General features: G+C 46.9%; 27 protein-coding genes and 1 tRNA gene (1 of these 28 cut by a window edge). 19 read left to right on the plus strand and 9 right to left on the minus strand.

The features are described from left to right. Positions 1 to 34, minus strand: a tRNA-Leu gene (locus HMPREF2865_RS12270) (it extends 176 nt beyond the left edge of the window). A gap of 94 nt (positions 35 to 128) precedes the next feature. Between HMPREF2865_RS12270 and rnr the strand changes: the two genes are divergently transcribed. The 4 genes from rnr (at position 129) to recR (ending at position 5,725) form a co-directional block, all read left to right on the plus strand. After that, on the plus strand, positions 129 to 2,609 hold the full coding sequence (gene rnr / locus HMPREF2865_RS10480) for a ribonuclease R (protein ID WP_141752544.1): 2,481 nt from the start codon (positions 129 to 131) through the stop codon (positions 2,607 to 2,609). A gap of 81 nt (positions 2,610 to 2,690) precedes the next feature. Further along, positions 2,691 to 3,038: an ArsC family reductase gene (locus tag HMPREF2865_RS10485; protein WP_070647042.1), complete on the plus strand. Its 348-nt coding sequence runs from the start codon at positions 2,691 to 2,693 to the stop codon at positions 3,036 to 3,038. Positions 3,039 to 3,183: 145 nt separating this feature from the next. Next, complete coding sequence (locus tag HMPREF2865_RS10490; protein ID WP_070647044.1) at positions 3,184 to 5,037, plus strand: SurA N-terminal domain-containing protein; 1,854 nt, start codon at positions 3,184 to 3,186, stop codon at positions 5,035 to 5,037. 82 nt (positions 5,038 to 5,119) lie between these two features. After that, a complete protein-coding gene (recR, locus tag HMPREF2865_RS10495) occupies positions 5,120 to 5,725 on the plus strand; it encodes a recombination mediator RecR (RefSeq protein ID WP_003679078.1) in 606 nt (201 codons plus the stop codon). 62 nt (positions 5,726 to 5,787) lie between these two features. Here recR and HMPREF2865_RS10500 read toward each other — a convergent pair whose 3' ends face one another. Then, complete coding sequence (locus tag HMPREF2865_RS10500; RefSeq protein ID WP_003683377.1) at positions 5,788 to 6,075, minus strand: hypothetical protein; 288 nt, start codon at positions 6,073 to 6,075, stop codon at positions 5,788 to 5,790. A gap of 214 nt (positions 6,076 to 6,289) precedes the next feature. On the opposite strand from HMPREF2865_RS10500, the gene HMPREF2865_RS10505 reads away from it, so the two are divergent. The 4 genes from HMPREF2865_RS10505 to HMPREF2865_RS10520 all read left to right on the plus strand — a co-directional run bounded on the left by HMPREF2865_RS10505 (position 6,290) and on the right by HMPREF2865_RS10520 (position 11,408). Further along, positions 6,290 to 7,540: a lipoprotein-releasing ABC transporter permease subunit gene (locus HMPREF2865_RS10505; protein ID WP_004519734.1), complete on the plus strand. Its 1,251-nt coding sequence runs from the start codon at positions 6,290 to 6,292 to the stop codon at positions 7,538 to 7,540. After that, complete coding sequence (gene lolD, locus HMPREF2865_RS10510; RefSeq protein WP_003683651.1) at positions 7,533 to 8,216, plus strand: lipoprotein-releasing ABC transporter ATP-binding protein LolD; 684 nt, start codon at positions 7,533 to 7,535, stop codon at positions 8,214 to 8,216. Before HMPREF2865_RS10505 ends, lolD begins: the two co-directional genes overlap by 8 nt. Before the next feature lie 132 nt (positions 8,217 to 8,348). Continuing rightward, positions 8,349 to 10,112: an exodeoxyribonuclease V subunit alpha gene (recD, locus tag HMPREF2865_RS10515; protein ID WP_070647047.1), complete on the plus strand. Its 1,764-nt coding sequence runs from the start codon at positions 8,349 to 8,351 to the stop codon at positions 10,110 to 10,112. Positions 10,113 to 10,208: 96 nt separating this feature from the next. Beyond that, positions 10,209 to 11,408, plus strand: coding sequence for a hypothetical protein (locus HMPREF2865_RS10520; RefSeq protein WP_070647050.1), 1,200 nt, complete (start codon positions 10,209 to 10,211; stop codon positions 11,406 to 11,408). 93 nt (positions 11,409 to 11,501) lie between these two features. Here the strand turns inward: HMPREF2865_RS10520 and HMPREF2865_RS10525 are convergent, their stop codons facing one another. Then, positions 11,502 to 11,903: an RNA-binding S4 domain-containing protein gene (locus HMPREF2865_RS10525; protein WP_003679090.1), complete on the minus strand. Its 402-nt coding sequence runs from the start codon at positions 11,901 to 11,903 to the stop codon at positions 11,502 to 11,504. A gap of 204 nt (positions 11,904 to 12,107) precedes the next feature. Here HMPREF2865_RS10525 and HMPREF2865_RS10530 point away from each other — a divergent pair, with 204 nt between their 5' ends. From HMPREF2865_RS10530 to HMPREF2865_RS10555, 6 genes are all read left to right on the plus strand, one after another. Continuing rightward, positions 12,108 to 13,067, plus strand: a complete 960-nt coding sequence (locus HMPREF2865_RS10530) for an acetyl-CoA carboxylase carboxyltransferase subunit alpha (RefSeq protein WP_070647052.1) — start codon at positions 12,108 to 12,110, stop codon at positions 13,065 to 13,067. 88 nt (positions 13,068 to 13,155) lie between these two features. Next, positions 13,156 to 14,511, plus strand: a complete 1,356-nt coding sequence (gene tilS, locus HMPREF2865_RS10535; RefSeq protein WP_070647055.1) for a tRNA lysidine(34) synthetase TilS — start codon at positions 13,156 to 13,158, stop codon at positions 14,509 to 14,511. Between the two features lie 187 nt (positions 14,512 to 14,698). Further along, positions 14,699 to 15,298 carry an RNA polymerase sigma factor RpoE gene (gene rpoE, locus HMPREF2865_RS10540; protein ID WP_036493687.1) on the plus strand — a complete coding sequence of 200 codons (600 nt, stop codon included), beginning with the start codon at positions 14,699 to 14,701 and terminating at the stop codon, positions 15,296 to 15,298. A gap of 5 nt (positions 15,299 to 15,303) precedes the next feature. Continuing rightward, positions 15,304 to 15,852 carry a sigma-E factor negative regulatory protein gene (locus tag HMPREF2865_RS10545; RefSeq protein WP_070647057.1) on the plus strand — a complete coding sequence of 183 codons (549 nt, stop codon included), beginning with the start codon at positions 15,304 to 15,306 and terminating at the stop codon, positions 15,850 to 15,852. A gap of 118 nt (positions 15,853 to 15,970) precedes the next feature. Further along, positions 15,971 to 16,762 (plus strand): TrmH family RNA methyltransferase, encoded by a 792-nt coding sequence (locus tag HMPREF2865_RS10550; protein ID WP_070647212.1) that lies wholly within the window; start codon positions 15,971 to 15,973, stop codon positions 16,760 to 16,762. A 34-nt stretch (positions 16,763 to 16,796) separates the two neighbouring features. Beyond that, on the plus strand, positions 16,797 to 17,456 hold the full coding sequence (locus HMPREF2865_RS10555; RefSeq protein ID WP_070647061.1) for a YecA family protein: 660 nt from the start codon (positions 16,797 to 16,799) through the stop codon (positions 17,454 to 17,456). 69 nt (positions 17,457 to 17,525) lie between these two features. Here HMPREF2865_RS10555 and HMPREF2865_RS10560 read toward each other — a convergent pair whose 3' ends face one another. The 3 genes from HMPREF2865_RS10560 to HMPREF2865_RS10570 all read right to left on the minus strand — a co-directional run bounded on the left by HMPREF2865_RS10560 (position 17,526) and on the right by HMPREF2865_RS10570 (position 19,615). Next, positions 17,526 to 18,014, minus strand: coding sequence for a DUF456 domain-containing protein (locus HMPREF2865_RS10560; RefSeq protein ID WP_070647064.1), 489 nt, complete (start codon positions 18,012 to 18,014; stop codon positions 17,526 to 17,528). Positions 18,015 to 18,173: 159 nt separating this feature from the next. Further along, entirely contained in the window at positions 18,174 to 19,133 is a 960-nt protein-coding gene (gene ttcA, locus HMPREF2865_RS10565) for a tRNA 2-thiocytidine(32) synthetase TtcA (protein ID WP_070647067.1), read from the minus strand. 128 nt (positions 19,134 to 19,261) lie between these two features. Then, a complete protein-coding gene (locus HMPREF2865_RS10570) occupies positions 19,262 to 19,615 on the minus strand; it encodes a RidA family protein (RefSeq protein WP_070647070.1) in 354 nt (117 codons plus the stop codon). 98 nt (positions 19,616 to 19,713) lie between these two features. On the opposite strand from HMPREF2865_RS10570, the gene HMPREF2865_RS10575 reads away from it, so the two are divergent. The 5 genes from HMPREF2865_RS10575 to hemB all read left to right on the plus strand — a co-directional run bounded on the left by HMPREF2865_RS10575 (position 19,714) and on the right by hemB (position 23,583). Then, positions 19,714 to 20,199: an aminoacyl-tRNA deacylase gene (locus HMPREF2865_RS10575; protein ID WP_070647073.1), complete on the plus strand. Its 486-nt coding sequence runs from the start codon at positions 19,714 to 19,716 to the stop codon at positions 20,197 to 20,199. 15 nt (positions 20,200 to 20,214) lie between these two features. Beyond that, entirely contained in the window at positions 20,215 to 20,802 is a 588-nt protein-coding gene (locus HMPREF2865_RS10580; RefSeq protein ID WP_070647076.1) for a DnaJ domain-containing protein, read from the plus strand. A gap of 3 nt (positions 20,803 to 20,805) precedes the next feature. Continuing rightward, entirely contained in the window at positions 20,806 to 21,678 is an 873-nt protein-coding gene (locus HMPREF2865_RS10585) for a DMT family transporter (RefSeq protein ID WP_070647079.1), read from the plus strand. A 160-nt stretch (positions 21,679 to 21,838) separates the two neighbouring features. Beyond that, positions 21,839 to 22,549: a DUF6973 domain-containing protein gene (locus HMPREF2865_RS10590; RefSeq protein ID WP_070647082.1), complete on the plus strand. Its 711-nt coding sequence runs from the start codon at positions 21,839 to 21,841 to the stop codon at positions 22,547 to 22,549. Between the two features lie 32 nt (positions 22,550 to 22,581). Next, positions 22,582 to 23,583, plus strand: coding sequence for a porphobilinogen synthase (gene hemB, locus HMPREF2865_RS10595; protein WP_070647085.1), 1,002 nt, complete (start codon positions 22,582 to 22,584; stop codon positions 23,581 to 23,583). Between the two features lie 205 nt (positions 23,584 to 23,788). On the opposite strand, the gene lipA is transcribed toward hemB, so the two are convergent. From lipA to HMPREF2865_RS10610, 3 genes are all read right to left on the minus strand, one after another. Continuing rightward, a complete protein-coding gene (gene lipA, locus HMPREF2865_RS10600) occupies positions 23,789 to 24,772 on the minus strand; it encodes a lipoyl synthase (protein ID WP_070591250.1) in 984 nt (327 codons plus the stop codon). A 129-nt stretch (positions 24,773 to 24,901) separates the two neighbouring features. Beyond that, complete coding sequence (lipB, locus tag HMPREF2865_RS10605; protein WP_070647088.1) at positions 24,902 to 25,504, minus strand: lipoyl(octanoyl) transferase LipB; 603 nt, start codon at positions 25,502 to 25,504, stop codon at positions 24,902 to 24,904. Then, positions 25,504 to 25,779: an HP0495 family protein gene (locus HMPREF2865_RS10610; RefSeq protein WP_049328369.1), complete on the minus strand. Its 276-nt coding sequence runs from the start codon at positions 25,777 to 25,779 to the stop codon at positions 25,504 to 25,506. Before HMPREF2865_RS10610 ends, lipB begins: the two co-directional genes overlap by 1 nt. Between the last annotated feature and the right edge of the window lie 188 nt (positions 25,780 to 25,967).

Here is a 25,967-nt window from a genome sequence, read left to right on the forward strand (position 1 = left end):
AAGCTAGCGCGTCTACCAATTCCGCCACCTGGGCTTTGCTTTATTCTTCAAATTAAGGTACAGTTGACTACCTGAACTGCGAAGAAGCAACTATTATATATTTTAAAAAAAGAATGTCAACTATCAAAATGAACAAAAATACTAAATCTTTAAATTTACGAGAAAAAGACCCGTATTTGGAGCGGGAGAAACAACGTTACGCTCATCCGTTGCCCAGCCGTGAGTGGGTCATTGAATTATTGGAACAAAAAGGTGTGCCGACAAAAATCGAAGCTTTGGCACATGAATTGTCGATTACAGAAGATGAATATGAATTCTTCGAACGCCGTCTGAAAGCGATGGCGCGCGATGGTCAGGTGTTGATCAACCGACGTGGTGCGGTATGTGCGGCAGAAAAATTGGCATTGGTTAAATGCCGTGTCGAAGCGCATAAAGACGGCTTTGGTTTTGCCGTGCCGCTAACGCCGACAGGAGAGGGCGATTTTGTCTTGTATGAGCGTCAGATGCGCGGCGTGATGCACGGGGATATTGTTACTGTCCGTCCTGCCGGTATCGACCGCAGAGGCCGTCGTGAAGGTACGGTTTTGGATGTGGTGGAGCGTGCGCAGTCTAAAGTGGTCGGCCGTTTTTATATGGATCGCGGCGTGGCTATTTTGGAAGCCGAAGACAAGCGTTTGAGCCAAAGTATCGTGTTAGAGCCTGAAAGCGTGGCGCACTTTAAACCGCAATCCGGCCAGGTGATTGTGGCTGAAATTGAGACGTATCCTGAAGCGCATCGTCCTGCTGTGGCTAAGCTGATTGAAGTGTTGGGCGATTATGCCGACAGAGGTATGGAAATTGAAATCGCTGTACGCAAGCACCATTTGCCTCATCAATTCAGCGAAGCATGTGTCAAAGCCGCGAAGAAAATTCCTGATCATGTGCGTAAAACCGACTTGAAAGGGCGCGTGGATTTACGCGATTTGCCTTTGGTAACCATTGACGGCGAAACTGCGCGGGACTTTGACGATGCGGTTTTTGCTGAAAAAGTCGGCCGCAATTACCGTTTGGTGGTGGCGATTGCCGATGTCAGCCATTATGTCCGTCCTGATGACGGAATTGATGTAGATGCTCAGGAACGCAGTACCAGCGTGTATTTCCCACGCCGCGTGATTCCGATGCTGCCGGAGAAGTTGTCCAACGGTATCTGCTCGCTCAATCCTGATGTCGAACGCCTGTGTATGGTGTGCGATATGGTGATTACCTATGCAGGCAATATCAAGGAATACCGTTTCTATCCGGCAGTAATGCGTTCTCATGCGCGACTGACTTACAATCAAGTTTGGGATTGGATTTCAGACGGCCAGGATCATCCGTTTAAGCAGCAAATTGATACTCTGTATCAGTTATTTAAAATCTTACAGAAAAAACGTTTTGAGCGTGGCGCGGTTGAGTTTGAGAGCGTTGAGACTCAGATGATTTTCGACGACAACGGTAAAATCGATAAGATCGTTCCCGTCGTCCGCAACGATGCGCACAAATTGATTGAAGAATGTATGTTGGCGGCGAATGTTTGCGCGGCAGAATTTTTGCTGAAAAACAAACATACGGCTTTATTCCGCAATCACTTGGGTCCGACTCCCGAAAAACTGGCCACTTTACGCGAGCAGCTTGGTTTACTGGGGCTGAGTTTGGGTGGCGGTGATAATCCGACGCCGAAAGACTATGCTGCGCTTGCAGAACAATTTAAAAACCGTCCGGACGCGGAGTTGTTGCAAGTGATGATGTTGCGTTCTATGCAGCAGGCGGTTTATGAGCCGCATTGCGACGGTCACTTTGGTCTGGCTTATAGCGCATATGCACACTTTACTTCTCCTATCCGTCGTTATCCCGATTTGACGGTACATCGTGCCATTAAGGCTGTGTTGAACGGGCAAACTTACCAACCCAATAAAACCTGGCAGGCTTTGGGCGTGCATACCTCTTTCTGCGAGCGCCGAGCCGATGATGCCAGCCGCGATGTGGAAAACTGGCTGAAAACTTATTATATGCGCGACAAAGTCGGCGAAGTCTTCAGTGGTAAGATTTCGGGCATGACCAGTTTCGGCATTTTTGTAACCTTGGACGATATTCATATCGACGGTTTGGTACACATCAGCGATTTGGGAGAGGATTATTTCAACTTCCGTCCTGAAATTATGGCAATTGAGGGCGAGCGTAGTGGTGTCCGTTTCAACATGGGCGATACGGTTACTGTAAAAGTCGCGCGTGCCGATTTGGATACCAGCAAGATTGATTTGACCTTAATCAGCGGCGGTTCAGTCGGTAAGAAACGCGGCGGAAGAAAAGCGAAACCTGTGAGTAAGCCGACAGCTGCTGACAAGCCTGTCGAAAAGCGTAAGCGTAAACTTTCGGCTAAAGAAATTGATGAAGCGTTGGCTACTCCCGTGAAGGCAAAGAAGAGCAAGGTGAAAAGTAAACCTGCCTCCAAGCCTGCCAAGTCAAGCAAACCTAAAGCCGTAAGCAAGAAAAAAGCGCAGACGAAAACAGCTTCTGTCAAAGCTGGGCATAAAAATAATGCTCAAGGTAAAAGCGTGAAGATTAAAGTGAAGAAAGCTGCTAAGAAATAAGTAGCATTCAATTCAGGCCGTCTGAAAAGTTTCAGACGGCCTGAATTTGTGATTTTATGAATAAACTTAAGGATAAATAAGATGATAAAACTATACGGTATTCCCAATTGCGATACGGTTAAAAAAGCGCGTAGTTGGATGGCGGAAAACGGCATCGAGTTTGAATTTGTAGATTTTAAGAAAAACGTCCCGACTGCCGAATTGATTGATGGCTGGCTGGAGCAGGTAGTTTTGGAAATTTTGCTCAATAAAAGAGGTACGACTTGGCGCAAGTTGGATAAAGATGCGCAGGAATCTGCCACCACAAGAGAAGGTGCGATTGCTTTGATGGTGGAGAATCCCAGTATCATCAAGCGGCCTGTATTGGTCAAAGAAGGGCAGGTTTATGTCGGATTTTCAGTAGAAGCGTACCAGGAAATTTTCGGATAAGGCATTTTTAGGTTTTTAGGCCGTCTGAAAAAGCAAGCCTCGAAAAAATACGTTACAATACGCGCTTTGAGCCTGTTTTCAGGATTTTAAGATTTTTGCGGCAGCATTTTCCGGCTGCTGCGCCAAACTTTTCTTTCGGATAAATATGTTCCATATTGTTGAAAAATATAAAACACCCGCCCAGATTGTTTTAGGTATCATCGGTCTGACCTTTATCGGATTCGGTGCCAATAACTTGTCTTCGCCGGGTTCTGATTACATTGTTAAAGTCGGGGATGAGAAGGTCAGCGAGCATGCTTTACAGATTGCGATACAGAATGAGCAGGCTGCCGGCAATAATGCGCCTTCGCGTGATGCTATATTCCAATCTTTATTGCAACGAGCTTACCTGAAGCAGGGTGCCAAGCTGATGGGCATTGCTGTGTCTCAGGAACAAATAAAGCAAGTTATCGTGGATGATCCGAATTTCCATGATGCTTCCGGCAAATTCAGTCAGGATTTGCTCAAGAAGTATTTGGATCATCGCAAAATGACCGAGGATCAGTTTGTTGAAGATATCCGCGAACAGTTTCAGTTGCAAAATCTGTTGAATTTGGTGCAAAACGGTGCGTTGGTCAGCGATGCGCAAGCGCGTCAGTTGATTAACCTGACTCAAGCAACACGTACCATCCGTTCATTTACTTTCAGCCCTGAAGCATTTGCGGCACAAGTAAAAGTAGATGATGCGGCTTTGCAAAAGTATTATGAAGCGCATAAGAAAGATTACTTGATTCCTCAAGCCGTTAAGCTGGAATATGTGGCTTTGAACATCAAGGATTTGGCTGACAAGCAAACCGTCAGTGCAGAAGAAGTACAAAAAGCTTATGACAGCAAAAGCGTAGATTTGTCGCCAAGAGCGGAAATTGCGCATATTTTCATTCCGGTTATGCCTAACGGAGATGAAGCAAGCAATGCGGAAATTAAAGCCGAAGTAGACAAAATGGCTGCAGAACTCAAAGCGCACCCAGATGCTTTTGCCGAGCTAGCGGCCAAGTACTCCAAAGACTTGTCCAGCAGCAATAAAGGCGGCAATTTGGGCTATCTGAGCAAAAGCGGCGGCAGTGGCTTTGGACCTGAATTCGATAAAGCGGCATTTGCATTGGGTAAAGGCGAAGTCAGCGATACCGTTAAATCGTCTTTGGGTTATCACGTTATTAAAGTTTTGAATGTCGAAGCTGAGCCGACTTTGGAACAAGCCAAGGCGCGTATCGAAGCAGCCTTGAAACTGAAAAAAGCAGCTTCTGCCTTTAATGCTGCGAAAGAAAAACTGGGTGAAGATACCTTTAATGATCCATCTTCTTTGGCAAAAGCAGCCGCCAATTCAGGTTTGAAAGTGGAAAGCCTGGATGAATGGGTGACCAAAGCGGGCGCGAAGGAAGCCGGCTTGCCTGAAGCGTTGATTAATGCCGCGTTTAGTGATGATGTACTGAAGAAAAAACACAATTCTGAAGTGATCGCCATCAACAACGATACCGTTTGGGTCATTCGTGCGAAAGAAGTGCGCGAAGAGAAAATCGCACCATTTGCGGAAGTCAAAGACAATGTCCGTGCAGCATATCAGCGCTCTGAAGCCGCCAAACTGGCAGAGAAAAAAGCCCAGGAAACTTTGGCCGCATTGAAAGCCGGTAAAGCTGCTGATGTTCAATGGTCGCCTGTTTCTCAATTGAGCGCACAAGATGCACGTAAAACCATGTCTCCGGAGGCTTATGCAGCTTTGCTGAAAGCGCGTCCTGTCGGCGGCAAACCTGCGTATACATTGTTGGAAGGTATGCCTGCGCCGGTGATTATGGAAGTTCAGAGCGTTTCTGCTCCTGAAAATGCCGATTCACAGATTCCGGCTGCTAAACAGGCTTTGGTTCAGCAGCTTTCCGCCAATGTTTTCGATGCCTTGCTCCAGTATTTGGATAAGAAAATCGATCGTACGCAAGGTGCACAACAAGTTAATAATGCTGCCGAATAAGCAGAATATTAGAGTAGGGCAGCCGGATGAATTCCGGCTGTTTTCTTATTTTTAGCTATCTTTTTAAAGGCCGTCTGAAATCATGAGTAAAAATCCTGATGCCTTTGTCCGCTTGATTAATGCATTAAAAATCCTGCCTAATGTCGGCCCGAAATCCGCTCAACGCATGGCTTACCAGCTTTTACAGTACAAACGCGAAGAAGCGCAGGAGTTGGTGGATGCTTTGCAGTTTGCCTTAAGACAGGTGCAGCATTGTCGGATGTGTAATACATTTTGCGAAGGCGATTTGTGTGAAATTTGCGCCGACGAAAAACGTGAGAAAAGCCGCTTGATGATTGTGCATATGCCGGCGGATGTTTCCAGTATGGAGGCGGCTAATTGCCATGATGGCCTGTATTTTGTTTTGATGGGGCAAGTCAGTCCGGCGCAGGGCATGGATATTTCGGCAGTGGCATTAGATAAGCTGGTTGCCCGTTTGCAGGCGAGTGATATTGAGGAAATTATCATTGCAACCAACTTCACAGCCGAAGGCGACGCGACAGCGTATGTATTGGCGGAATTGTTTAAAAATCTTCCTTATAAAGTCAGCCGGTTGGCAAGGGGAATCCCTTTGGGCGGCGAGATGGAATATGTGGATGCCGGTACTTTGGCACAGGCTGTTTACGATAGAAGAAATATCCAATCTTAAATGCCAATATAAAAAGGCCGTCTGAATGTTTTTCAGACGGCCTTTTCATTGATGAAATCAGATTATTTGCAGCTGACGCCTTGAATTTGAGGCGTATCACCGTTGCCGACTTTAAATGCGCATTTGGTTGCGCTGCTGCCGGATACGGTAACAACACCGTTTCCGCTGTTGAGGCTGACAGGTTCTTTTACGCCCATGCCGACAGCAGTGGCTGCCAGTTTTTGAACATCGGCGTCGGAGTAAGCGGTATTGTTTGAACTGATTTTGATTTCTTTGGCGGCATATGCATTGAAGCTGAATGACAAACCTACAGCTACGGATACGAGGGCCAAGAATTTTTTGCTGTTCATTAGTGTATTTCCTTTTTGATGGTGACAAAGTGTGTCACAGCTTCAGAATAAGGGCGATTGGCCGATTGTGCAAGTTTTTCGGCGGAATTTACGGGAAGATACATGGTTTTACATACACTTTATCCCTGAATGCTACATCAGTCGGGCAATCGGACGACCTGTCGGTTTTACGGTACAATAAGCCATTTTTGACAAACGAATGAGGCATTTTTGAATGGCTTCTTTAGAAACTTGGATAGGCCTGCGCTATTTGCGTGCGAAAAAACGCAATGGCTTTATGTCATTTATTACCATGATTTCAATCGTCGGTATCGCCTTGGGTGTAACGGCGCTGATTGTGGTGTTATCGGTAATGAACGGATTTCAGAAAGAGATACGAGGTCAATTGTTGAACGTCGCACCTCATGCAGAAATCGGCTATTACGATGTCGGCAGTGCGCCGGGTTGGCAGAGTTTGCGCGAATTTGTAAAAGGCAAAAAGGAAGTATTGGCCAGCGCGCCTTATGTTTCCGATCAGGCTTTGCTTGCTAATGCAGGAGAAGTGCGCGGTGTACAAATACGCGGTATTTTGCCGTCTGAAGAAAAAAATGTCGTTGATTACGGCAAGGATATGCCGGCCGGCAGTTTCGACGATTTGAAGCCGGGCGAATTTGATATTATTTTGGGTCAAGGGCTTGCTGAGGCATTGGGCACGGAGATTGGTGGCAAGGTTACAGTGATTACGCCTGAGGGGAATGTTACTCCTGCCGGTGTAGTGCCGCGCTTGAAGCAGTTTAATGTGGTCGGTGTGGTAAAAACCGGTGTATATGAAGTCGATAACACATTGGCCATGACGCATATCAAGGATGCGCAAGTCTTGTATCGACTGGGAGAAAATGTCGGTGGGCTGCGTTTACGATTGGCTGATCCTCAGAATGCGCCGTCTTTCATTGCCAAGTTGATTCCTGATGCTAAAAAAGATGAAGTATGGGTGCGCGACTGGACGTTTAACAACCGCAGCTATTTTGAAGCCGTTGAGTTGGAAAAACGCATGATGTTCATCATTTTGACACTGATTATCGCGGTTGCTGCGTTTAACCTCGTTTCTTCTTTGGTAATGGCGGTAACGGAAAAACAAGCCGATATTGCGATTTTGCGCACTTTGGGTTTGTCCCCGGGTGGGGTCATGAAGATTTTCTTGGTACAGGGCGCATTTGCGGGGTTCTTTGGTACGCTTGTGGGCGTGGTATGCGGTGTATTGTTGGGGTGGAATGTTGGTAAGATTGTCGCGTTTTTTGAAGACCTATTTGGCGTACATTTGATTAACTCACAGGTTTATTTCATCGATTACCTGCCTAGCGATGTGAACTTGAAGGATGTCGCCGTTATTGCCTGCATTTCGCTTGGCTTGGCATTTATCGCCACACTGTATCCGAGCTGGCGTGCTGCAAAAACCCAACCTGCGGAGGCTTTGCGTTATGAGTAAGACAATTTTGAAATGTACCGGCGTTGGCAAAAGCTATAATGATGGCGCATTGAATGTACAAGTGTTGAATCATTTGGATTTTGAAGTTGCAGAAGCGGAAAGCGTGAGTATTATTGGTTCGTCAGGCAGCGGTAAATCCACATTGCTGCACCTTCTTGGTGGCTTGGATATGCCGTCTGAAGGCAAGGTGATACTGATGGATCAGGATTTGGGCGGCTTGAGCCAAAAACAGTTGGGCGAATTGCGCAACCGTTATTTGGGCTTTGTGTATCAGTTCCACCATCTATTGCCTGAGTTTTCTGCGTTGGAAAATGTCATGATGCCGCTTTTAATCGGCAAAATGCCCAAGGCGATGGCTGAGGAGAAGGCTGTCAAGATGCTGAAAAAGGTTGGCTTGGACAAGCGTATGCTGCATCGTCCGAGCGAACTTTCCGGCGGTGAGCGTCAGCGTGCGGCGATTGCCCGTGCTTTGGTTAATGAGCCGAAATGCCTGTTGGCAGATGAGCCGACAGGGAACCTTGACCGTAAAAATGCGCAAAATGTGTTGGACATGATGCTGGATTTGAAACGCGAATTAAACACCAGCCTGATTGTGGTGACCCATGATGACGAGCTGGCTGAGCGTTTCGACCGGGTAATGACCATGAAAGACGGCAGCCTGCAAGTGCTGCAATAAGGTTATTATTTCAGGCAAATATTTTATGCTTTGAAAGGTATAATAGAGGCCGTCTGAAAAATAGGTTTTCATTTATGGAAACGCTGTTTTTCAGACGGCCTTTCTTTTTTCCGTATCAATCAATTCTGAGCCATGAATCCGACCGACTCTATCCTTTCCTCTGCCGCAGATGCGGCCATAGCGTTTTTCCGCCGCCACGAAGTACAGGGCGCATCCGTTATTGAGCCTTATGTGGTTCGACTGTTTGCAGCCTTGCAAAACGGGCATTCGTTTATTTACTTGGATAAAGCGGATGTCGATGCCTTAAGCAACTTGCCGAACTTGGTCGGTAATGCGGATAAACCGCTTATCCTGCAAGGCCGGAAATTGTTTTTGGGGCGGATGTGGCAGTTGGAGCATGATTTGGCTATTGAAATCAAACGGCTGGCAAGTGCCGAGGCGGAAGAAGTGAATTTTATGGCGGCTTCAAAAAGTCTGAGCGATTGGTTTGATACTAAAGACAGTAAAGAGCAACGGGATGCTGCGGCTTTGGCTTTGCTGCAAAACTTTATGCTGATTACCGGCGGGCCGGGTACGGGTAAGACGACGACCGTAGCAAAGCTTTTGGGTCTGATTTGTAATAACAGTACGAAGCTGCCCCATATTGCGTTGGCGGCGCCGACGGGCAAAGCGGCTGCGCATATGGCACGGGCCTTGCAACGTGCTTTGGATGGTTTTGATTTGTCTCCGAGCATTAAAGCTCATTTAGAAAACTTGGAAGGGCAGACTGTCCATCGTTTGCTGAAACTGCGGCCGCCGCAAATGCGCCCTGCATTTAATCATGAATATCCGCTTGCTTTGGATGTTTTGGTGGTGGATGAGGCTTCGATGTTGGATCTACCGCTGGTATTGGATTTGTTGCGTGCCGTACCGAGCGGCTGTCGTTTGGTGTTGCTTGGCGATGAAAACCAGTTGCCGTCGGTTGGCTTGGGAGCCGTGTTGGCAGCATTGTCGCGTCCGACGGCTTTGGATAAAGAAACTGCTGAAAAGTTGGAAGTTTACCTGCCCGATCATGGTTTTGAGATTAAAGGACAGCCACAGGCTTTATCGCAAAACAATGCTAAATTGACGTTCAGCCACCGTTTTGGTGCAGACAGCGGTATCGGCTGTTTGGCAAGGGCGGTGGTGTCCGGGGAAAAGCAAACTGCGGTCGAACAGTTTGACAAGTTCCCCAAAGAATTGGAAATGAAATCAGGCCGTCTGAAAGAGCAGGTCGCCTTGCTGTATCAAAAGCAACAGGATTATTGGCAGGCCGTGGCAGAGAATAATGTTGCACTCGCCTATGGTCATGCTGCCGATGTGGTGGTATTGGCAGCTTGGCGGCAGGATGCGGATGATTTAAATCAGGCTTATCAAGAATACTTGCAACGACAAGGCAAGGTTTCGGGCGAAATGCCTTGGTTTGCCGGACAAATCATCATGATTACGCATAATGATTACATGCTGGAAGTGTTTAACGGCGACATCGGGCTGATTATGAAAGATGAAGAATCGTTGAATGGCTTGTCTGCCTATTTTCCTGAGAAAGATGGATTCAAAAAAATTGCCATCAGCCGTTTGCCGGATTTTGAATCGGCTTTTGCCATGACTGTGCACAAGAGCCAAGGTTCGGAATATCGGGAAGTATGGCTGTTGCCCCCGTCAGTGCCTGCGACAACAGAGAGCGAAGAGGAAGCCCGAGGTTTGGATAAGGCTCTGCTTTACACAGCCATTACCCGTGCGCGTGAACGTTTCGTGTTTTGGGGAAATGCAGAGGAATTATGTAAAGCTGTGGGATGCCATCAAAAACGCAGGACGGCATTGGCCGATGCCTTGAAATGGCAGTTTGAACAGCCTGATGAGCAGGCTTCCGTTTGACCTGAATCAAGAGGCCGTCTGAAAGAGGATAAAGCGTTTAAATCTGCTTGACTGATTACACTAATTTACATACGATAAAAATAATTAGTAAATAAAATGAATAATTTATACAAAATTCATAATTTTGTATGCTTTATCGAATACTTCACTTTCAATACTTTCTTTTGGAGAGTCGGCATGAAATTTCAAACCAAACTGATTGCAACCTGTATTTTATTGGCTTCATCATCTTATTCATTGGCAGAAAATGCTGATGGCGGACGTGATGCGGCAGCTTTGGCTACCCCCAATGATTACGTCAATTCTGGCAGTATTATTCGCAAAGATGACGATAAAATCAGTATTTTCAATGATTTGTTGACTGTGAATGGTGGCTTGCGCGTGCGTGCGGATACCAAAGACATCAATGCCAATAACAGCGGTATCAATCCGACGCCTGAAGACACCAATGCCAACTTTAATGCGGAGTTTTGGTTACGCGCGAAACTGTACAAAGATTGGAAATTGGTTGCGCAAATCGAGCCGAATATTGATTTGGAAACCGGTAAGTTCAACGGCGATCATGATGTTCCGGTGAATAAACTGTATGCCGAAGGTACTTTGTACAACAATATTAAAGCGCGTGTCGGTAAATTTGGTGCGTTCTCTTCATACGGTCGCGTATGGGATACCGAAGTAACCGGCGGCGAAATTTTCTTCGACAATAAAACCCTGCCTACTAAAATCTATGCGGGTCGCCGTACTGGCAATCTGAACGACAACGCATGGGGCATTGGCGGCCGTCGCAGACATTTTGCCGCGGTGCAAAGCATGTTGCCTGTGAATGAGAATATCAACGTCGGCGCAACCGTTAGCTACATGAAAGACATCGATGTACGCGGTGCGAAGAAAAATGCGGTCTTCGGAGAAATCGGTACGGACATCAAGTTTAATGACGATTGGTATTGGATGGCGGCGGTTAGCAAGTCCAATATCAAAGCCTATAATGATGCCGGACAAAAAATTAAAAATGATGGCGTGTTCACTGAAGTGCGCTATAAATCAGCCGATTGGAACGTCCGCAATTCTTACGACGTATTCTTGAACTACCGCCGTGTCGGTTCGTTGTCCGGTGTCTCTTCTGTTGAGGATTACAGCAAAAACGTCCAAGGTGTGCAAATCGGTGCGACCTATATTCCTTGGAAAAACTGGAAACTCAAAGGCTTCTATTTGGCCGGCAAACAGGTTACGCCTACCGTCGGCACAGATAAGCAGGGCGTAAATGTTATTCGTGGTCAGTTAGAATATAAATTTTAATCATCACAAATAAAAAACAGGCAGGATGTTCTGCCTGTTTTTGGTTTTCAGGCGGCATGGATATGGGGCCGTCTGAAACAATGGATTCAACGCTTACCAGCTATCGCGCTTCATACGGTCAAGCTGGCGGCGGTCGCGTTTGGTTGGGCGTCCGTCCGGATAAGCAGCACTGATGCGGCTGGCTTGGTCGAGCTGTTTTTGAGCTTCGCGTTCGGCAGCCGTTTTCATGTCTTCTTCGTAGAGTAAACGCGCTTCCGGTGCCGGGCGGCGTTGATGATTGAGTGCGGCAACTTTGAATTTGTAGGGTAGGGAGTTCAAAGTCATGTCGATGGTGTCGCCGGCAGAAATATTTTTGCTGTTTTTCACCTTCGAGCCGTTTACCAAAACCCTGCCCAGCTCAATATGTTTTTGTGCCAGCGCGCGGGTCTTGAAAAAGCGTGCGGCCCACAGCCATTTGTCCAAGCGCATGGACGAATTGTCATGATCGTTTTTCATAGCCTGTTTGAAATGATTGAACTGAATTGAAGTTTATCATAAGATACGGCACTTCATTCGTTTAGTGCAGATATACTATTTCTTTGTTAAAGGCCGTCTGAAAGATTTTTTATTGCAAAAGATGGCAGTTTCCCTTTGAGAAATGCTGTCAAATACGTCTGATTAGCGTATCATGTCAGCAACCGTTACCGAGAGCTTTGTTTTATGAAACCCGTTTTTTTGGACTTCGAACAACCCATCGCCGAATTAACCAATAAAATCGACGAGTTGCGATTCGTACAAGACGAATCTGCCGTTGATATTTCCGACGAGATTGCCAGACTGCAAAAGAAAAGCAACGAGTTGACCAAGTCGATTTTCAGCAAGCTGACTCCGGCTCAAACTTCACAAGTGTCCCGCCATCCGCAGCGTCCTTATACTTTGGACTACATCAACGGTATTTTTACCGATTTTGAAGAGTTGCACGGCGACCGCCATTATTCTGACGATCATGCCATTGTCGGCGGTTTGGCGCGTTTCAACGGCCAAAGCGTGATGGTTATCGGTCATCAAAAAGGCCGCGATACCAAAGAAAAAATCCGCCGCAATTTCGGTATGCCGCGTCCTGAGGGTTACCGTAAAGCACTGCGCTTGATGCAGACTGCCGAAAAATTCAATATTCCGGTCATGACCTTTGTCGATACCCCGGGCGCGTATCCGGGCATTGGAGCAGAAGAACGCGGCCAGTCTGAAGCCATCGGCCGTAATTTGTACGAACTGACCCGCCTGCATGTGCCGGTACTGTGCACCATCATTGGCGAAGGCGGTTCGGGTGGCGCGTTGGCAGTGGCTGTCGGCGACTACGTCAATATGCTGCAATACTCGACTTATTCGGTGATTTCTCCCGAAGGTTGCGCCTCTATTCTTTGGAAAACTGCTGAAAAAGCAGCAGATGCCGCGCAAGCATTGGGTATTACCGCCAAACGCCTGCAAGAATTGGATGTCATCGATAAAGTGATTGATGAGCCTTTGGGCGGCGCACACCGTGATTTTGAAACCACGATGAAAAACGTTAAAACCGTTTTGGAACAGCAATTAAGCGAAGCGCAAAGTATGCCCATGCCTGACTTGCTTTCTCGCCGTTTTGACCGTATCATGGCTTACGGTAAATTTACCGATAAATAAGTTTGACTGCTGAAAAAGCAAGCAGATGTCGCTGCTTGCTTTTTTTGTGTTCTATTTTTGAGTAATTCACAATTTCAGGCCGTCTGAAATGTCGCAAGTATCCCCTGATTCCCTATTTAAAAGTTTTCAAGCAGCTTTTCCTGATTTGCCGAGCCACACTGTTTTTGAAGTTGGCTTGAGTGGTGGATTGGATTCTGTCGTCCTGCTGCATCTTTTGCATCGGATGCGCGAATTTTGCTATTTTGATTTGCGTGCCGTCCATGTTCATCATGGTTTAAGCACTAATGCCGACAGTTGGGCAAAATTTTGTCAGGATTATTGTCGGGGTTTGAATGTTGCCTTTCGGGTGTGCCGTGTCAATGTGGAAAAACAAGGAAAAGGTTTGGAGGCTGCGGCCAGGGCTGCCCGATATCAGGCATTTTCAGACGGCCTGAAGAAAATTATTGTTTTGGCCCATCACCGCAATGATCAAATCGAAACATTTATGTTGTCGGCTGTGCGCGGGGGTGGATTGCGCGGTATGGCAGCTATGCCGGTGTGGCGTGATTTAAATAAAGAGATTCAAATCTGGCGGCCGCTTTTGGCATTTTCCCGTCAGGAATTGGCTGAGTATGCGCAACAATGGGGATTGTCTTTTGTTGAAGACGAAAGTAATGAAGACTCCGGCTATTTACGCAATTGGATGAGAAATCAGGCTTTGCCGCAATGGCAGCAGCGTATTCCGAATTTTGAACAGCAAATTTGTGCCAATGTTCGATTATTGCAGGAAGATTTGCAGCTTTTAGATGAATTGATTGAGTCTGAATACCAGCGCATCAGTCCAAACGGCATATTCAGCATCAGTCTGTGGCGGCAATGTACGCCGCTTTTGCGTCGTCGTTTGCTTTGGTATTTTTTGCGAAAGCAAACGGAATCATTGCCTTCTTATCACAGTATTGCCGATTTTGCCCGAGTGTTAGAAACCGCAGATCAGGCGCAGTTGAATTTGTCAGACGGAGAACTGGTCGCATATCGGGATAAGCTGTTTGTTTGTCAGGAAAGTGAGTTTCAAAAACTGCCTTGGTGTAATGGCAGGGAAGTTCGAGGCCGTCTGAAAGATATTTTGTTGGAAAACGGTTTCGTTTTATTACCGTTGAAGGGAGGTTTGTCAGAAGAGGAGTTGGAGCAGCCGGCGGTACTTAGAAGTGTGGCCAAAGGTGATGTGATTCATTCGGGAGAGAGGGAAAAATCAGTCGAAAAACTATTGCAAGAGTGTCATATTGTGCCATTCGTCCGTAAATATTGGCCGATTATCTTAAGTATGGGCAACAAGTGCCTTGCTGTTGTTAATCTTCGGGTGGGAAGCGATGTTCGAATGGAACAAGGTTATTTACCTGCTCATGAAAAGTTAGCCAAATATATAGCAAAAGATAAAGTAGTTGACTCTAAGTTTAGTAACTATTAGTAATTAAACTACTTTTATTAAGTACATGTATATCAAGAAATATAGTCAATGTTAGAGTATCTATACGAATAAACTTTGGCAATTGAGTGTAATCTCGTGGAACTATTTCAAAGCGTTGCTGTCTTTACTGTGCACAGCACGCTTTACTATTTTTGGTTTAAAGCAGTAAAACGATTAAAGGTTGAATATGAACGATCGCCAAATAGATCAAGTTTTGGTGGAGCGCGCACAGAAAGGTGACCATAAGGCATTCGAGATGCTGATGTCCAAGTATCAGCGTCGGCTAAACAGACTGATTTCCCGTTTTATTCAGGATGAGCACGAAGTACACGATGTAACCCAAGAGGCAATGATTAGGGCTTATCGTGCATTGGCAAATTTTCGTGGAGAAAGTGCATTTTATACATGGCTGTACCGTATCGGTATCAATACGGCAAAGAATTTTCTAACCACTTCGGGTCGCCAGTTTTTTGTCAGTTCGGAAGCAGCCAATGAGGAGGGAGATGTTCTTGATTTAACCGATCAGATTGCGGATTACCATACGCCGGAAGCTGAAATGATGAATCGGGAAATCTTGCAGACCGTCGAAGCAAGCATCGCGCAACTGCCAGACGATATGCGTCAAGCCATTACGCTTAGGGAAATGGATGGCTTGTCTTACGAAGAAATAGCTCGGGTAGTGGATTGTCCGATAGGTACTGTACGTTCGCGTATTTTCAGAGCGCGTGAACTGATTGCAAAAGATTTGCGGCCGCTGTTGGATACTTCTGAAGATCAAAGGTGGTAATAAAAATGAACGACAAAACAAATAAAGCATTGGAGTATGTGTCTGCATTGATGGACGGTGAAGCATTGACTGATGAGATGCTGGATGCCGTATTGGCAGACGAGGAAGCTATGCGCGCTTGGCATGAGTACCACATTATCGGCGACTGTATCCGTCAGGGTGCGGCGGCGAGTGTTGCCGGTGAAACCATGCAAAGCAAAGCATTTACAGTGCCCCAAGCCGAAGCTGAAGGTAAGCAGGAAAAATATGCTCAGCGTGAAGCGGCCAATAGTGGCTTCTTCAAATTCTTCGCAGCCGCTGCAAGCGTGTGTGCGATTGCTGTTGCTGTATGGCAATTTACACCGCAAACTTCTCGTGACGCTATGCCTGTTGCAGAGAAGTCTAATGTTCAGCCTGCGCAAAATATCATTCCGGTAAGCGGTACGCCTAGTGATAAAGCAGCTTCCGAGCCTGGCGAGACTGTTGTGCCGAATGCGGCAAAAGATGGAAAAATTGAAAATCGTCCGACTGTCCGCACCGAGCAAAAAAATGAGCAGCAGACTGTTGTGCAGTAAAAAATGAAATCATGTGAAACCCTTGCTTCATTGCAAGGGTTTTTTATTTTCGAAGCAAAACCGTCAGGCCGTCTGAAAGCATAGCTTCAACGAAGTCAAAACAGTTATAATGCGCTCCATGAAACTGATTACCTCTGCTCAAAACGAACAGCTCAAACATTTATTCCGTCTGCTGACGCAGGCCAAAGCAAGGCGTGAAAGCGGTGAAACCGTATTGGAAGGCGTACATCTACTGCAAACTTATTTGCAAAGCGGCGGTACGCCCAAACAGGTTTATCTGCCTGAAAAGAAACAGCAGCATCCTGAAATTCAAGAAATTGCGGCGCAGTTGGACGAGGGATTGATTACTTGGGTCGGTAACGAAGCGCTGTCTAAAATCACCAGTCTGACCGATGCCGATGATGTGATGACTTGGATTGATATTCCGCAGCAGGCAGGTTTGCCTTCAGACGGCGATTGTGTGGTATTGGAGCGGGTACAAGACCCCGGCAATGCTGGGACGATTTTGCGCAGTGCGGCAGCAGCCGGAGTCAGGCAAATCGTGTGCGGCAATGATTCCGTGGATATCTGGTCGCCTAAAGTGTTGCGAGCGGGGATGGGTGCGCATTTTCTGCTGTCTATTTTCATCCGAGTGGAATTATCCGCTTGGATGGAAAGGTATCAGCATCAAATTTGGGCAACTGCCTTGGGCGGTCGCAATATCGGTTTGTATGAAATGGACCTCAGTCAACCTTGTGCTTGGGTGTTTGGCAACGAAGGCAGCGGCGTGAGCGAAACGGTAAAAGAGAAGGCCGATGCCTGTGTCAAAATCCCTATGTTGGGGCAAACCGAATCTCTGAATGTCGCGATGGCGGCAACGGTTTGTCTGTTTGAACAAATGCGGCAGCGTATCCATACCCAGGCCGTCTGAAAACAATAATACGATTTTATTTTAAGGAACAAAAATGCAAATACTGACTTTTGATGAAGCGGCACGCAGCCGCTTAATGGAATTGCTGGATGCCAAATCCGAAGCCCACAACACCATGCGTTGTGATGAAGTTCAAGGTTTTATGATGGCTTTATTGAGCGGTCCGGATGCTTTGAACCCGACCAACTGGCTGCCTGAGATTTTGGGTGAGGAATCTTTGTTTGATGCCAAAGAGCGCACCGAAATCGAGCGTTTGGTCATGGCAATGGCTGCCGATATGCGCATGAAGCTCAACGAAAAAATTCTGCCTGATTTGTGGTTTTATGAAGATGAAGCCGGCAATCCAGATTTCTACACTTGGTGTAACGCCTATCTTTACGCACTGGATATTGTGCCTACCGATTGGTTTGAAGCAGTCGATCAGGAAGAGTTTGAAGATTTGTTCTATCCGATTATGGCTTTGGGCGGCATCTATGACGATGAGGAAAACGGCGAAGTCATCTTGCATCTCAATGAAAAAGAGCTGACCCAGCTGGAATCTGATTTGCCGCACGTCCTGCTGGATATTTACTGGTACTGGCAGGCCATCATCAATAAACCGCAAACCGTCCGCCGCAAAGGCGAAAAAGTGGGGCGCAACGATCCTTGCCCGTGTGGCAGCGGTAAAAAATACAAAGCCTGCTGCGGCAAATAAGAAAAATAAATAGTGAAATGAAAAGGCCGTCTGAATGCTTGAAATTCAGACGGCCTTTAATGTTTTGTCTTAGAACAACGAGGCCAACCAAACAAACAGGATGGTCAGTGCGATGGTCAAGGCGCAGCCGATTTTGGCCACGGTGCCGATGATAAAGCCGATGAACGTACCGATACCGACTTTGCCTGCCTGCCATGTGTCTTTGCGTGCGATAAATTCGCCGATGGCCGCGCCGGTCAACGGGCCGAGCAATAAGCCGGGAATGGAGAAGAATGCGCCGACGATACCGCCGATAAATGCCCCCCAAACCGCTGTTTTACTTGCGCCGGTATATTTTGCCCCCAACGCACCCGCCACATAGTCCATCGCAGTACCGAATACGGCAACGATAGCCAAAAAGGTCAGCGTACCCGAGCCAAACACTTGATAATCGCCGGCATAACCCAACAGCCATGCACCACCAAACATCAAACCCAATCCGGGCAGGGCGGGATAAATCGTTCCCAAAATACCGACGACAATGGCGATCAAACCGAGGATAATCAGAATGGTGGTCATGGTTTTCCTTTTGATAGAGGGGTGGATAACGGCGCTATTATGAGGGCGTTTTGCCGGATTGCGATAAAGGTTTATGCAAGAAAATGAAAATATGCCTAAATATTCAGACGGCCTTTCAGTCAATAGCTACCGAAAGGCCGTCTGAACGTTTAAACGCGTTTACATACCGCAGGTTTTAGGTTTGTTTGCCAGAATATTGATGACTTTTCGTTCGGCTTTTTGAGGTTCGATTTTGATTTCGCTTTCGTCTTCTTCGCTGCCGTCGGAGAAACGTTCCGGCATTTTTTCGCTGTCAAACGCCAAGTCGCCGCCGTGTTTCAGGCTTTGACCGCGCTCTAAGCCGACAAAGTCAAAAAGTTCGGTATCGGCCAAATGCGATGGAACGATGTTTTGCAGGGCGGAGAACATAGACTCGATACGGCCGGGGAAGCGTTTGTCCCAATCGCGCAACATATCGCCGATGACTTGGCGTTGCAGGTTGGGCTGAGAGCCGCAGAGGTTGCATGGGATAATTGGGAATTGCTTCAGCTCGGCATATTTGATCAAGTCCTTCTCTTTGACATACGCGAGAGGACGGATGACGATGTGTTCGCCGTTGTCGCTCACCAATTTAGGCGGCATGGCTTTGAGTTTGCCGCCGTAAAACATATTCAGGAACATGGTGGCGAGGATGTCGTCGCGGTGGTGTCCCAAGGCGATTTTGGTGCAGCCCAATTCTTTTGCAGTACGGTAGAGGATGCCGCGGCGTAAACGGCTGCACAGCGAGCAAGTTGTTTTGCCTTCTTCCAATACGCGCTTGACGGTGGAATAAGTGTCTTCTTCAACGATTTTGTAGGGAACGCCGATGCTTTCGAGATAGGTCGGCAATACTTCTTCAGGGAAGCCCGGCTGTTTTTGGTCGAGATTGACGGCGACCAGTTCAAAATCAATCGGCGCACTGGCTTGAAGCTGGCGCAGAATATCTAAAAGGGCGTAGCTGTCTTTGCCGCCGGAGAGGCAGACCATGATTTTGTCGCCCGGCTCGATCATATTGAAATCGTTAATGGCATCGCCGACGGCGTGGCGCAGGCGTTTGCTGAGTTTGTTGTTTTCTAATTCTTGCTTGGTTTTTTTGGACATGGCTGTTTGTGCTTTGAAATAATAGAAAAATTTAAGGGCGGTATTGTACCTCAAAAGAATAAAGGCCGTCTGAAAAACTGCGCTTGCTTGGTTGAAGCGGCGTTTTCAGACGGCCTGATATTTGTGCTTTATTTGATTTGAAGGGCGGTAATTTTGATTTCAACCTTCCAGTCGGGCGAAGCCAGTTTCGCCTCCACACAGGCGCGGGCCGGAGCGCGCTCAGGTGCTGTCCATGCGTCCCAGGCTTCGTTCATGGCGGCGTAGTCGCTCATATCGGGCAGATAGATGGTGGCCTCCAAAATATGGGCTTTGTCGGATTGGCATTGTGCGAGCCATGAATCGATTTGCGCCAAAACATTTTCAGTTTGCGCTTTGGCATCGGCTTCAGGATTTTCCGGAACCATGCCGGAGAGGAAAACCAAGCCGTTGGCTACGACGGCTTCCGAATAGCGTTTGCTTGTGCCAAGATAGCGGATGTCCATGTTGTCTCCTGATTTCAAAAAGAAGGTATGGTAACATTGCAGTTGTTTACGTTCCACATTTAAGAGGGGCCGTCTGAAAAGGATGGTGGAAAGCAACCATGAGTAAAGCAGAATATCCGGTTACGCAGGCGGTGCGCTTTTTACGCAGTAAAAAAATCGATTTTATCCCTTATGTTTACGCGTATGAAGAACACGGCGGTACGGCGCGTTTTGCCGAATGTACGGGCAAGCCCGAGCATCAAGTCATCAAAACAATTGTCTTGCAGGATGAGTATAAAAAAGGCTTGGTTGTTTTAATGCACGGCGACAAACATATTTCCACCCGCAATCTGGCGCGTGAACTGGGCTTGAAACACATCGAGCCGGCAACGGTGGATCAGGCGGCGAAATGGACAGGATATTTGGTCGGCGGGACATCGCCGTTCGGTATGAAAACCGCGTTGCCGGTTTATGTGGAAGAAAGCATTTGGGCTTTGGACGAGATTTTTATCAATGGCGGCAAACGTGGGTTTATCGTGGGCATGAAACCTGAAAACCTGCGGACGCTCAACCCGCAAGATGTTCATGTTGCAGTCGATTCATAAAGGATAGGAATACAGATGGAACAATTAAATTTATACGAAATCTTGGGCGTGTCTCAGGATGCTGATATTAACGTTATCCGCGAAGCTTACGGCAAATTGGTGGCCAATCCGGATATTCAGAAAGATGCGGATCGGTTTAAAGCCATCGGACAGGCGTTTGAAGTATTGTCTCATCCGGAAAAACGTCTGGCTTATGATGCGGCTATGCAGTACGAGCGTCAGGAAGTCAAAGACCACAGCTTCAATGATACGGCGACAAATGTGGTCAACACGCCCAGCTCTGACGTAAAAAACTATGTTTTTATTGCTTATGTTACATATGCTGTGGGCTTATTGATTTTGTTTACCCCCGTTGTCGGTGTGATTATGGCGTATGTTAAACGCGATGAGGCTCAAGGCAGTATTTACGCCAGTCATATCGATTATTTGATTAAGACATTTTGGGTGTCTTTAGTGGGTACGGTTTTGGGAACTTTTACTACACTTATCTTAATTGGTTGGCTGATTTTGTTGGTAACTGCCATTTGGTTTATTTACCGTGTAGTCATCGGACTGATTAAACTGAATGAAGATAAGCCCGTCTCCACTCAAGGATGGTTTTAAAGCATGGCATATTTATTGGCAAGTATCGTTTGCAGCGTGTTGGTTTCCGTATTGCTGAAAGTGGCGCGCAAACAAAAAATCAATATTGAGCAGGCGGTGGCAGTGAACTATATCGTTGCCGTTACTTTGACCATGCTGGTGTTAAAACCCGATTTGAGCAATCCGCAGGTATTTTTGCCGACTTGGTGGCTCTTTGCGGCTTTGGGCATATTGCTGCCAAGCGTGTTTGTCATTATGGGCAAATCCGTAGATGCGGCAGGTATCGTCAAATCGGACGCGGCCCAGCGCTTATCGCTGTTTTTGCCCATTATCGCTTCATTCACGCTTTTTCATGAACAACTGACCGAAGGCCGTCTGATTGGTTTGGTATTGGCATTTACAGCATTGTTTTTCTTGCTTTGGAAAAGCGATGGCAGTAAGAAATCCGGCGGTCTTAGCACGCAAGTGATGCTGCTTTTGGGCGTTTGGTGCGGCTATGGCGTCATTGATATTTTGTTCAAACAAGTGGCAAAAAGCGGTACCGCGTTTGCCGGCAATTTGCTGGTGGCATTTTGTTTGGCCGGTATCTTGATGTTTGGCTACCTGTTTGCCAAAGGAAGCAAATGGACCAAAGAGGGTATAGTGGGCGGTATGATTTTAGGCTGCCTGAACTTTTTGAATATTGTTACCTACATCTCGGCACACCAAATTATGAAGGATAATCCGACCTTGGTTTTTGCTGGTATGAATATTGGCGTGATTGTTTTGGGTACGCTGATTGGTGCGGCAATATTTAAGGAAAAAATCAGCAGCATTAATGCAGCCGGTATCAGCATTGCTATTTGCTCGATAGCCTGCCTGTTTTACTGGCCGCAGATTCGCAGCTTACTGGGTTAAAAATACTCAGGCCGTCTGAAAGTTTTCAGACGGCCTTATTTTTATTATAAAATAGCCATTCATGCGCCGATTTGTCCGTATGGAAATTAATTTGCGCTTACGGGCGTTTCTATGTTAAACAAAGAAGTTGAACTCACACAATAATATCGATAGTTACATCATGAAACATATTAAAAAACACATTCAATGCGCCGTTCTCGGCATGCTGGTATTGTCCGGATGTCAATCGTATCAGGAAGATCAAAGCCGCCGCAGTAAAATGGCACAATTTGCGCTTAACCATCCCGTAGCCGCCCAAGTTATCGGAATGGAAGACGAAGGCTTAATCAATATGACCAGTAACGCCACACGCTTTGCCGAGCGTACAGGTTTGGACGACAAAGCAAACGGCGACAGCAGGGGGACACAAGTCAATGCCGTACGCCAAGCATTATGGCAGGCGGCGATTGCTTCTAAATTCGACAGCATGATTGCCGAAAAAGCAGGGAATGCGCGCCTGACGGATATGGAGTTGCGTGAAGGTAAAGACGACTACTTCAGCCGCTACCTTGCCGACCAAGCGGTCGATCAACGCAACAACCGTATCGGCCGCAGTATCGGCAGTGCCAAGCCCGACAGCGATATGAAGACGCTGGCGGCAAGCATTTTGTTCTACTATAACAAAGTAGGCTTATGGACGGCTTCCGAAGTGAACAACCGTTGGCACATCAAACAGGAAAAACTTTCAGACGGCCAGTATGCCGAGGCATTGAAAAATATCGCCAAATTGGATCAAAACGGTATGATCGAACAGGAACGTAATAGTTATAAAACCGGTACGCTCAGCGAAATTAAACGTTCGGTCAAAGCCATACGTCAAGTCGAAGACTGATTTTAAGACTTCATTATTGAAAGGCAATTGTTATGAATTTCCCTCCGCGTTATGTCTCAAACACCCGTATGCGCCGTATGCGTAAAGATGATTTTTCACGTCGTCTGATGCGCGAGCATACTTTGACGGCAGATGATTTGATCTATCCGGTTTTTGTATTGGAAGGCCAGAATCAGGAAGAGGCAGTCCCATCCATGCCGGGTGTCAAACGCCAAAGTTTGGACAAATTGTTGTTCACTGCTGAAGAAGCACTGAAACTCGGCATTCCTATGCTGGCTTTGTTTCCCGTGGTAACGCAAAACAAAACCGAGTTTGCTGAGGAAGCTTATAACCCTGAAGGCTTGGTACCGACAGTGGTACGAACCCTGCGTGAGAAATTCCCAGAGCTGGGTATCATGACCGACGTTGCCTTGGACCCTTATACCATTCACGGCCAAGACGGTTTAACCGATGAAAATGGCTATGTCCTCAATGATGAAACCATTGAAGTTTTGGTAAAGCAGGCTTTGTGTCATGCTGATGCGGGCGCACAAGTCATTGCCCCATCAGATATGATGGACGGACGTATTCTTGCTATCCGCGAAGCCTTAGAAGATGCCGGACATATCCATACGCGCATCATGGCATATTCGGCAAAATATGCTTCAGCGTTCTACGGACCGTTCCGCGATGCTGTCGGCAGCTCCGGTAATTTGGGTAAGGCAGACAAGAAAACCTACCAAATGGATCCTGCAAACACTAACGAAGCCTTGCACGAAGTAGCATTGGATATTCAAGAGGGTGCAGATATGGTAATGGTAAAACCGGGTCTGCCGTATCTGGATGTCGTCCGCCGAGTTAAAGACGAGTTCGGCGTACCGACTTATGTTTACCAAGTTTCCGGCGAATATGCCATGCTTCAGGCTGCCATTCAAAACGGTTGGCTGGATGGCGAAAAAACCATTTTGGAAAGCCTGTTGGCATTCAAACGCGCCGGAGCCGATGGCATTTTGACTTACTATGCGATTGAAGCGGCAAAATTGTTGAAGAAGTAAAATAAAGAAATAAATTAAAAAGCGGCAAACAGTGTTTATCCTGTTTAGCCGCTTTTTTGTATTGCTTAAAATTAGCTCAATGGGAGCCGCTACTAAGGTTTATTTTTTTAAAATCTAAAAAATCGTGTATAGTCATTTTGATCAAATAAAGGCCGTCTGAAAAATCAGAGAACTGTTTTTCAGACGGCCTTGTATAATTTAAACCTTAGTGGTGGCTGCAACCGCCGTGGGTTTCACGTAAAGCTTCGGCTGCTTGCTCGTCTGCGTGGTAGCTGGAGCGAACCATTGCGCCGATGGCGGCATTGGTAAAGCCCAATTCGTATGCTTCTTTTTCAAAAACTTTGAATTGGTCAGGCGTTACATAGCGCAAGACTGGCAAGTGGCCGTCTGAAGGTTGCAGATATTGGCCGATGGTAATCATCTCGATATTGTTGGCACGCATATCGCGCATGATTTCGCGCACGTCCTCGTCTGTTTCGCCCAAGCCGACCATGATGCCGGATTTGGTCGGGATATGTGGCATCATTTCTTTGTAGCGGCGCAGAAGCTCGAGGGAGTGTTGGTAGTTGGCACCCGGACGGGCTTTTTTATACAGGCTTGGATGGGTTTCCAAGTTGTGGTTCATCACGTCGGGCGGTGTTTCTGCCAAGATTTCCAATGCGATGTCCAGACGTCCGCGGAAATCGGGAACAAGGATTTCGATTTTGGTATTCGGGCTGGTTTCGCGGATGGCTTTGATGCAGTCGGCGAAATGTTGGGCGCCACCATCACGCAGGTCGTCACGGTCGACGGAAGTAATCACGACATAGCGCAGGTTCATGGATTTGACGGATTCGGCCAAGTGTTTAGGCTCGTCAGGATCCAACATATTGGGACGACCATGGCCAACGTCGCAGAACGGGCAGCGGCGGGTACAAATATCGCCCATGATCATAAATGTGGCTGTACCCTTGGTAAAGCATTCGCTGATATTTGGACAAGATGCTTCTTCGCACACGGTATGCATTTTTTGTTCACGAAGAATATTTTTGATTTCAAAGAATTTCTTGCCCGGTAATTTGGCGCGGATCCATTCGGGCTTTTTCAATTTTTGTTCCAATGGAACAACTTTAATCGGAATACGTGCAGTTTTGTCTGCGCCTTTCAGTTTGATGCCGCGTTTGGGGTCGTGTTTTACTTCTTCACTCATGGTGATGTGTTCTTTCTGTCGTTATAAAGGCCGTCTGAAAAGCTTATTGTAGTCTTTATGAACTAAGGGCTTGTGGGTTCAGAGGGGCAGTTAAAAGATGGCGTTGGGGTTGAATATTTTCAGACGGCCTTATGCCAGCTCTTTTTGTAAATGCTTGGTCAATTTGTCTGAAACTTCTGCCAAACTGGGTGCCGGAGAGACATAGTCGGCAATTTGGGTCATTTCCATACCGGCATAACCGCAGGGGTTGATATGGGTAAACGGACTTAAATCCATGTCCACATTAAGCGCCAAGCCGTGGTAAACGGAGCCGTCTTTAATACGCAGGCCTAGGGAAGCAATTTTACGCTCGCCGACGTAAACGCCGGGGCGTTTGGGATCGGCTGCTGCTTCGATGCCGTATTCTGCCAAGGTGGCGATGATGCTGTTTTCAAGTGCGGAAACAATATGGCGCACACTGGTCTTACGGCGTTTGAAATTGATCATCGTATAGACGACCAGTTGGCCGGGGCCGTGATAAGTAATTTGACCACCTCTGTCAATTTGGACAACGGGTATATCGTCGCGGATGAGGAGGTGTTCGGGTTTTCCGGCCAAGCCCTGGGTGAATACGGGCGGATGTTCGACCACCCATAATTCGTCTTCGGTGTTTTCGTCACGCGAGGCATTAAATGCCTTCATGGCTTCGAAAGTCGGCAGGTAATCGACCAAGCCTTTGTGCACGATTTTCATTACAGCACCACTTTTACCAATTCGTGTGAAGTTAGGTCGCGGTAGATATTGTCGAGCTGCTCTTGGTTGTCGACATTTACTTTGACGGTTGCGCTGGTGTAGTTGCCTTTGCTGCTTGGGCGCGTAGTAATGTGGTGCGGCTCAGTATCGGGAGCGTGTTTGCGCACGGTTTCCAAGATGGCGGATTCAAATTCCGGATGAACTGCGCCCATGACTTTTACAGGAAAGGTGCAAGGGAATTCAATTAATGATTTTTTTTCAGTTGAGTCTGTCATGGTTTACTACCTTGTTTGGTTAGCCAGGGTCGTCTGAAAAGTTTTCAGACGGCCCAAAATCCGATATATTTTATCGTAAACGTCCATATCGGGCTATTAAAAATGATGTTTTCGAAAATAGGTGCGGATAAGCTGTTTTCAAGTCTTGAAATGGAGCGCTTCAGCCCAATTTTGAGCTACATTCTGAT

The sequence above is a fragment of the Neisseria sp. HMSC073G10 genome (assembly GCF_001812605.1).
GTDB classification, from domain to species: domain Bacteria; phylum Pseudomonadota; class Gammaproteobacteria; order Burkholderiales; family Neisseriaceae; genus Neisseria; species Neisseria subflava_A.

What these genes read in the sequence shown, in the direction of transcription:
- rnr (WP_141752544.1), top strand. Translation starts at nt 129, where the DNA reads ATGAACAAAAATACTAAATCTTTAAATTTACGAGAAAAAGACCCGTAT.
- HMPREF2865_RS10485 (WP_070647042.1), top strand. Translation starts at nt 2,691, where the DNA reads ATGATAAAACTATACGGTATTCCCAATTGCGATACGGTTAAAAAAGCG.
- HMPREF2865_RS10490 (WP_070647044.1), top strand. Translation starts at nt 3,184, where the DNA reads ATGTTCCATATTGTTGAAAAATATAAAACACCCGCCCAGATTGTTTTA.
- recR (WP_003679078.1), top strand. Translation starts at nt 5,120, where the DNA reads ATGAGTAAAAATCCTGATGCCTTTGTCCGCTTGATTAATGCATTAAAA.
- HMPREF2865_RS10500 (WP_003683377.1), bottom strand. Translation starts at nt 6,075, where the DNA reads ATGAACAGCAAAAAATTCTTGGCCCTCGTATCCGTAGCTGTAGGTTTG.
- HMPREF2865_RS10505 (WP_004519734.1), top strand. Translation starts at nt 6,290, where the DNA reads ATGGCTTCTTTAGAAACTTGGATAGGCCTGCGCTATTTGCGTGCGAAA.
- lolD (WP_003683651.1), top strand. Translation starts at nt 7,533, where the DNA reads ATGAGTAAGACAATTTTGAAATGTACCGGCGTTGGCAAAAGCTATAAT.
- recD (WP_070647047.1), top strand. Translation starts at nt 8,349, where the DNA reads ATGAATCCGACCGACTCTATCCTTTCCTCTGCCGCAGATGCGGCCATA.
- HMPREF2865_RS10520 (WP_070647050.1), top strand. Translation starts at nt 10,209, where the DNA reads ATGAATAATTTATACAAAATTCATAATTTTGTATGCTTTATCGAATAC.
- HMPREF2865_RS10525 (WP_003679090.1), bottom strand. Translation starts at nt 11,903, where the DNA reads ATGAAAAACGATCATGACAATTCGTCCATGCGCTTGGACAAATGGCTG.
- HMPREF2865_RS10530 (WP_070647052.1), top strand. Translation starts at nt 12,108, where the DNA reads ATGAAACCCGTTTTTTTGGACTTCGAACAACCCATCGCCGAATTAACC.
- tilS (WP_070647055.1), top strand. Translation starts at nt 13,156, where the DNA reads ATGTCGCAAGTATCCCCTGATTCCCTATTTAAAAGTTTTCAAGCAGCT.
- rpoE (WP_036493687.1), top strand. Translation starts at nt 14,699, where the DNA reads ATGAACGATCGCCAAATAGATCAAGTTTTGGTGGAGCGCGCACAGAAA.
- HMPREF2865_RS10545 (WP_070647057.1), top strand. Translation starts at nt 15,304, where the DNA reads ATGAACGACAAAACAAATAAAGCATTGGAGTATGTGTCTGCATTGATG.
- HMPREF2865_RS10550 (WP_070647212.1), top strand. Translation starts at nt 15,971, where the DNA reads ATGAAACTGATTACCTCTGCTCAAAACGAACAGCTCAAACATTTATTC.
- HMPREF2865_RS10555 (WP_070647061.1), top strand. Translation starts at nt 16,797, where the DNA reads ATGCAAATACTGACTTTTGATGAAGCGGCACGCAGCCGCTTAATGGAA.
- HMPREF2865_RS10560 (WP_070647064.1), bottom strand. Translation starts at nt 18,014, where the DNA reads ATGACCACCATTCTGATTATCCTCGGTTTGATCGCCATTGTCGTCGGT.
- ttcA (WP_070647067.1), bottom strand. Translation starts at nt 19,133, where the DNA reads ATGTCCAAAAAAACCAAGCAAGAATTAGAAAACAACAAACTCAGCAAA.
- HMPREF2865_RS10570 (WP_070647070.1), bottom strand. Translation starts at nt 19,615, where the DNA reads ATGGACATCCGCTATCTTGGCACAAGCAAACGCTATTCGGAAGCCGTC.
- HMPREF2865_RS10575 (WP_070647073.1), top strand. Translation starts at nt 19,714, where the DNA reads ATGAGTAAAGCAGAATATCCGGTTACGCAGGCGGTGCGCTTTTTACGC.
- HMPREF2865_RS10580 (WP_070647076.1), top strand. Translation starts at nt 20,215, where the DNA reads ATGGAACAATTAAATTTATACGAAATCTTGGGCGTGTCTCAGGATGCT.
- HMPREF2865_RS10585 (WP_070647079.1), top strand. Translation starts at nt 20,806, where the DNA reads ATGGCATATTTATTGGCAAGTATCGTTTGCAGCGTGTTGGTTTCCGTA.
- HMPREF2865_RS10590 (WP_070647082.1), top strand. Translation starts at nt 21,839, where the DNA reads ATGAAACATATTAAAAAACACATTCAATGCGCCGTTCTCGGCATGCTG.
- hemB (WP_070647085.1), top strand. Translation starts at nt 22,582, where the DNA reads ATGAATTTCCCTCCGCGTTATGTCTCAAACACCCGTATGCGCCGTATG.
- lipA (WP_070591250.1), bottom strand. Translation starts at nt 24,772, where the DNA reads ATGAGTGAAGAAGTAAAACACGACCCCAAACGCGGCATCAAACTGAAA.
- lipB (WP_070647088.1), bottom strand. Translation starts at nt 25,504, where the DNA reads ATGAAAATCGTGCACAAAGGCTTGGTCGATTACCTGCCGACTTTCGAA.
- HMPREF2865_RS10610 (WP_049328369.1), bottom strand. Translation starts at nt 25,779, where the DNA reads ATGACAGACTCAACTGAAAAAAAATCATTAATTGAATTCCCTTGCACC.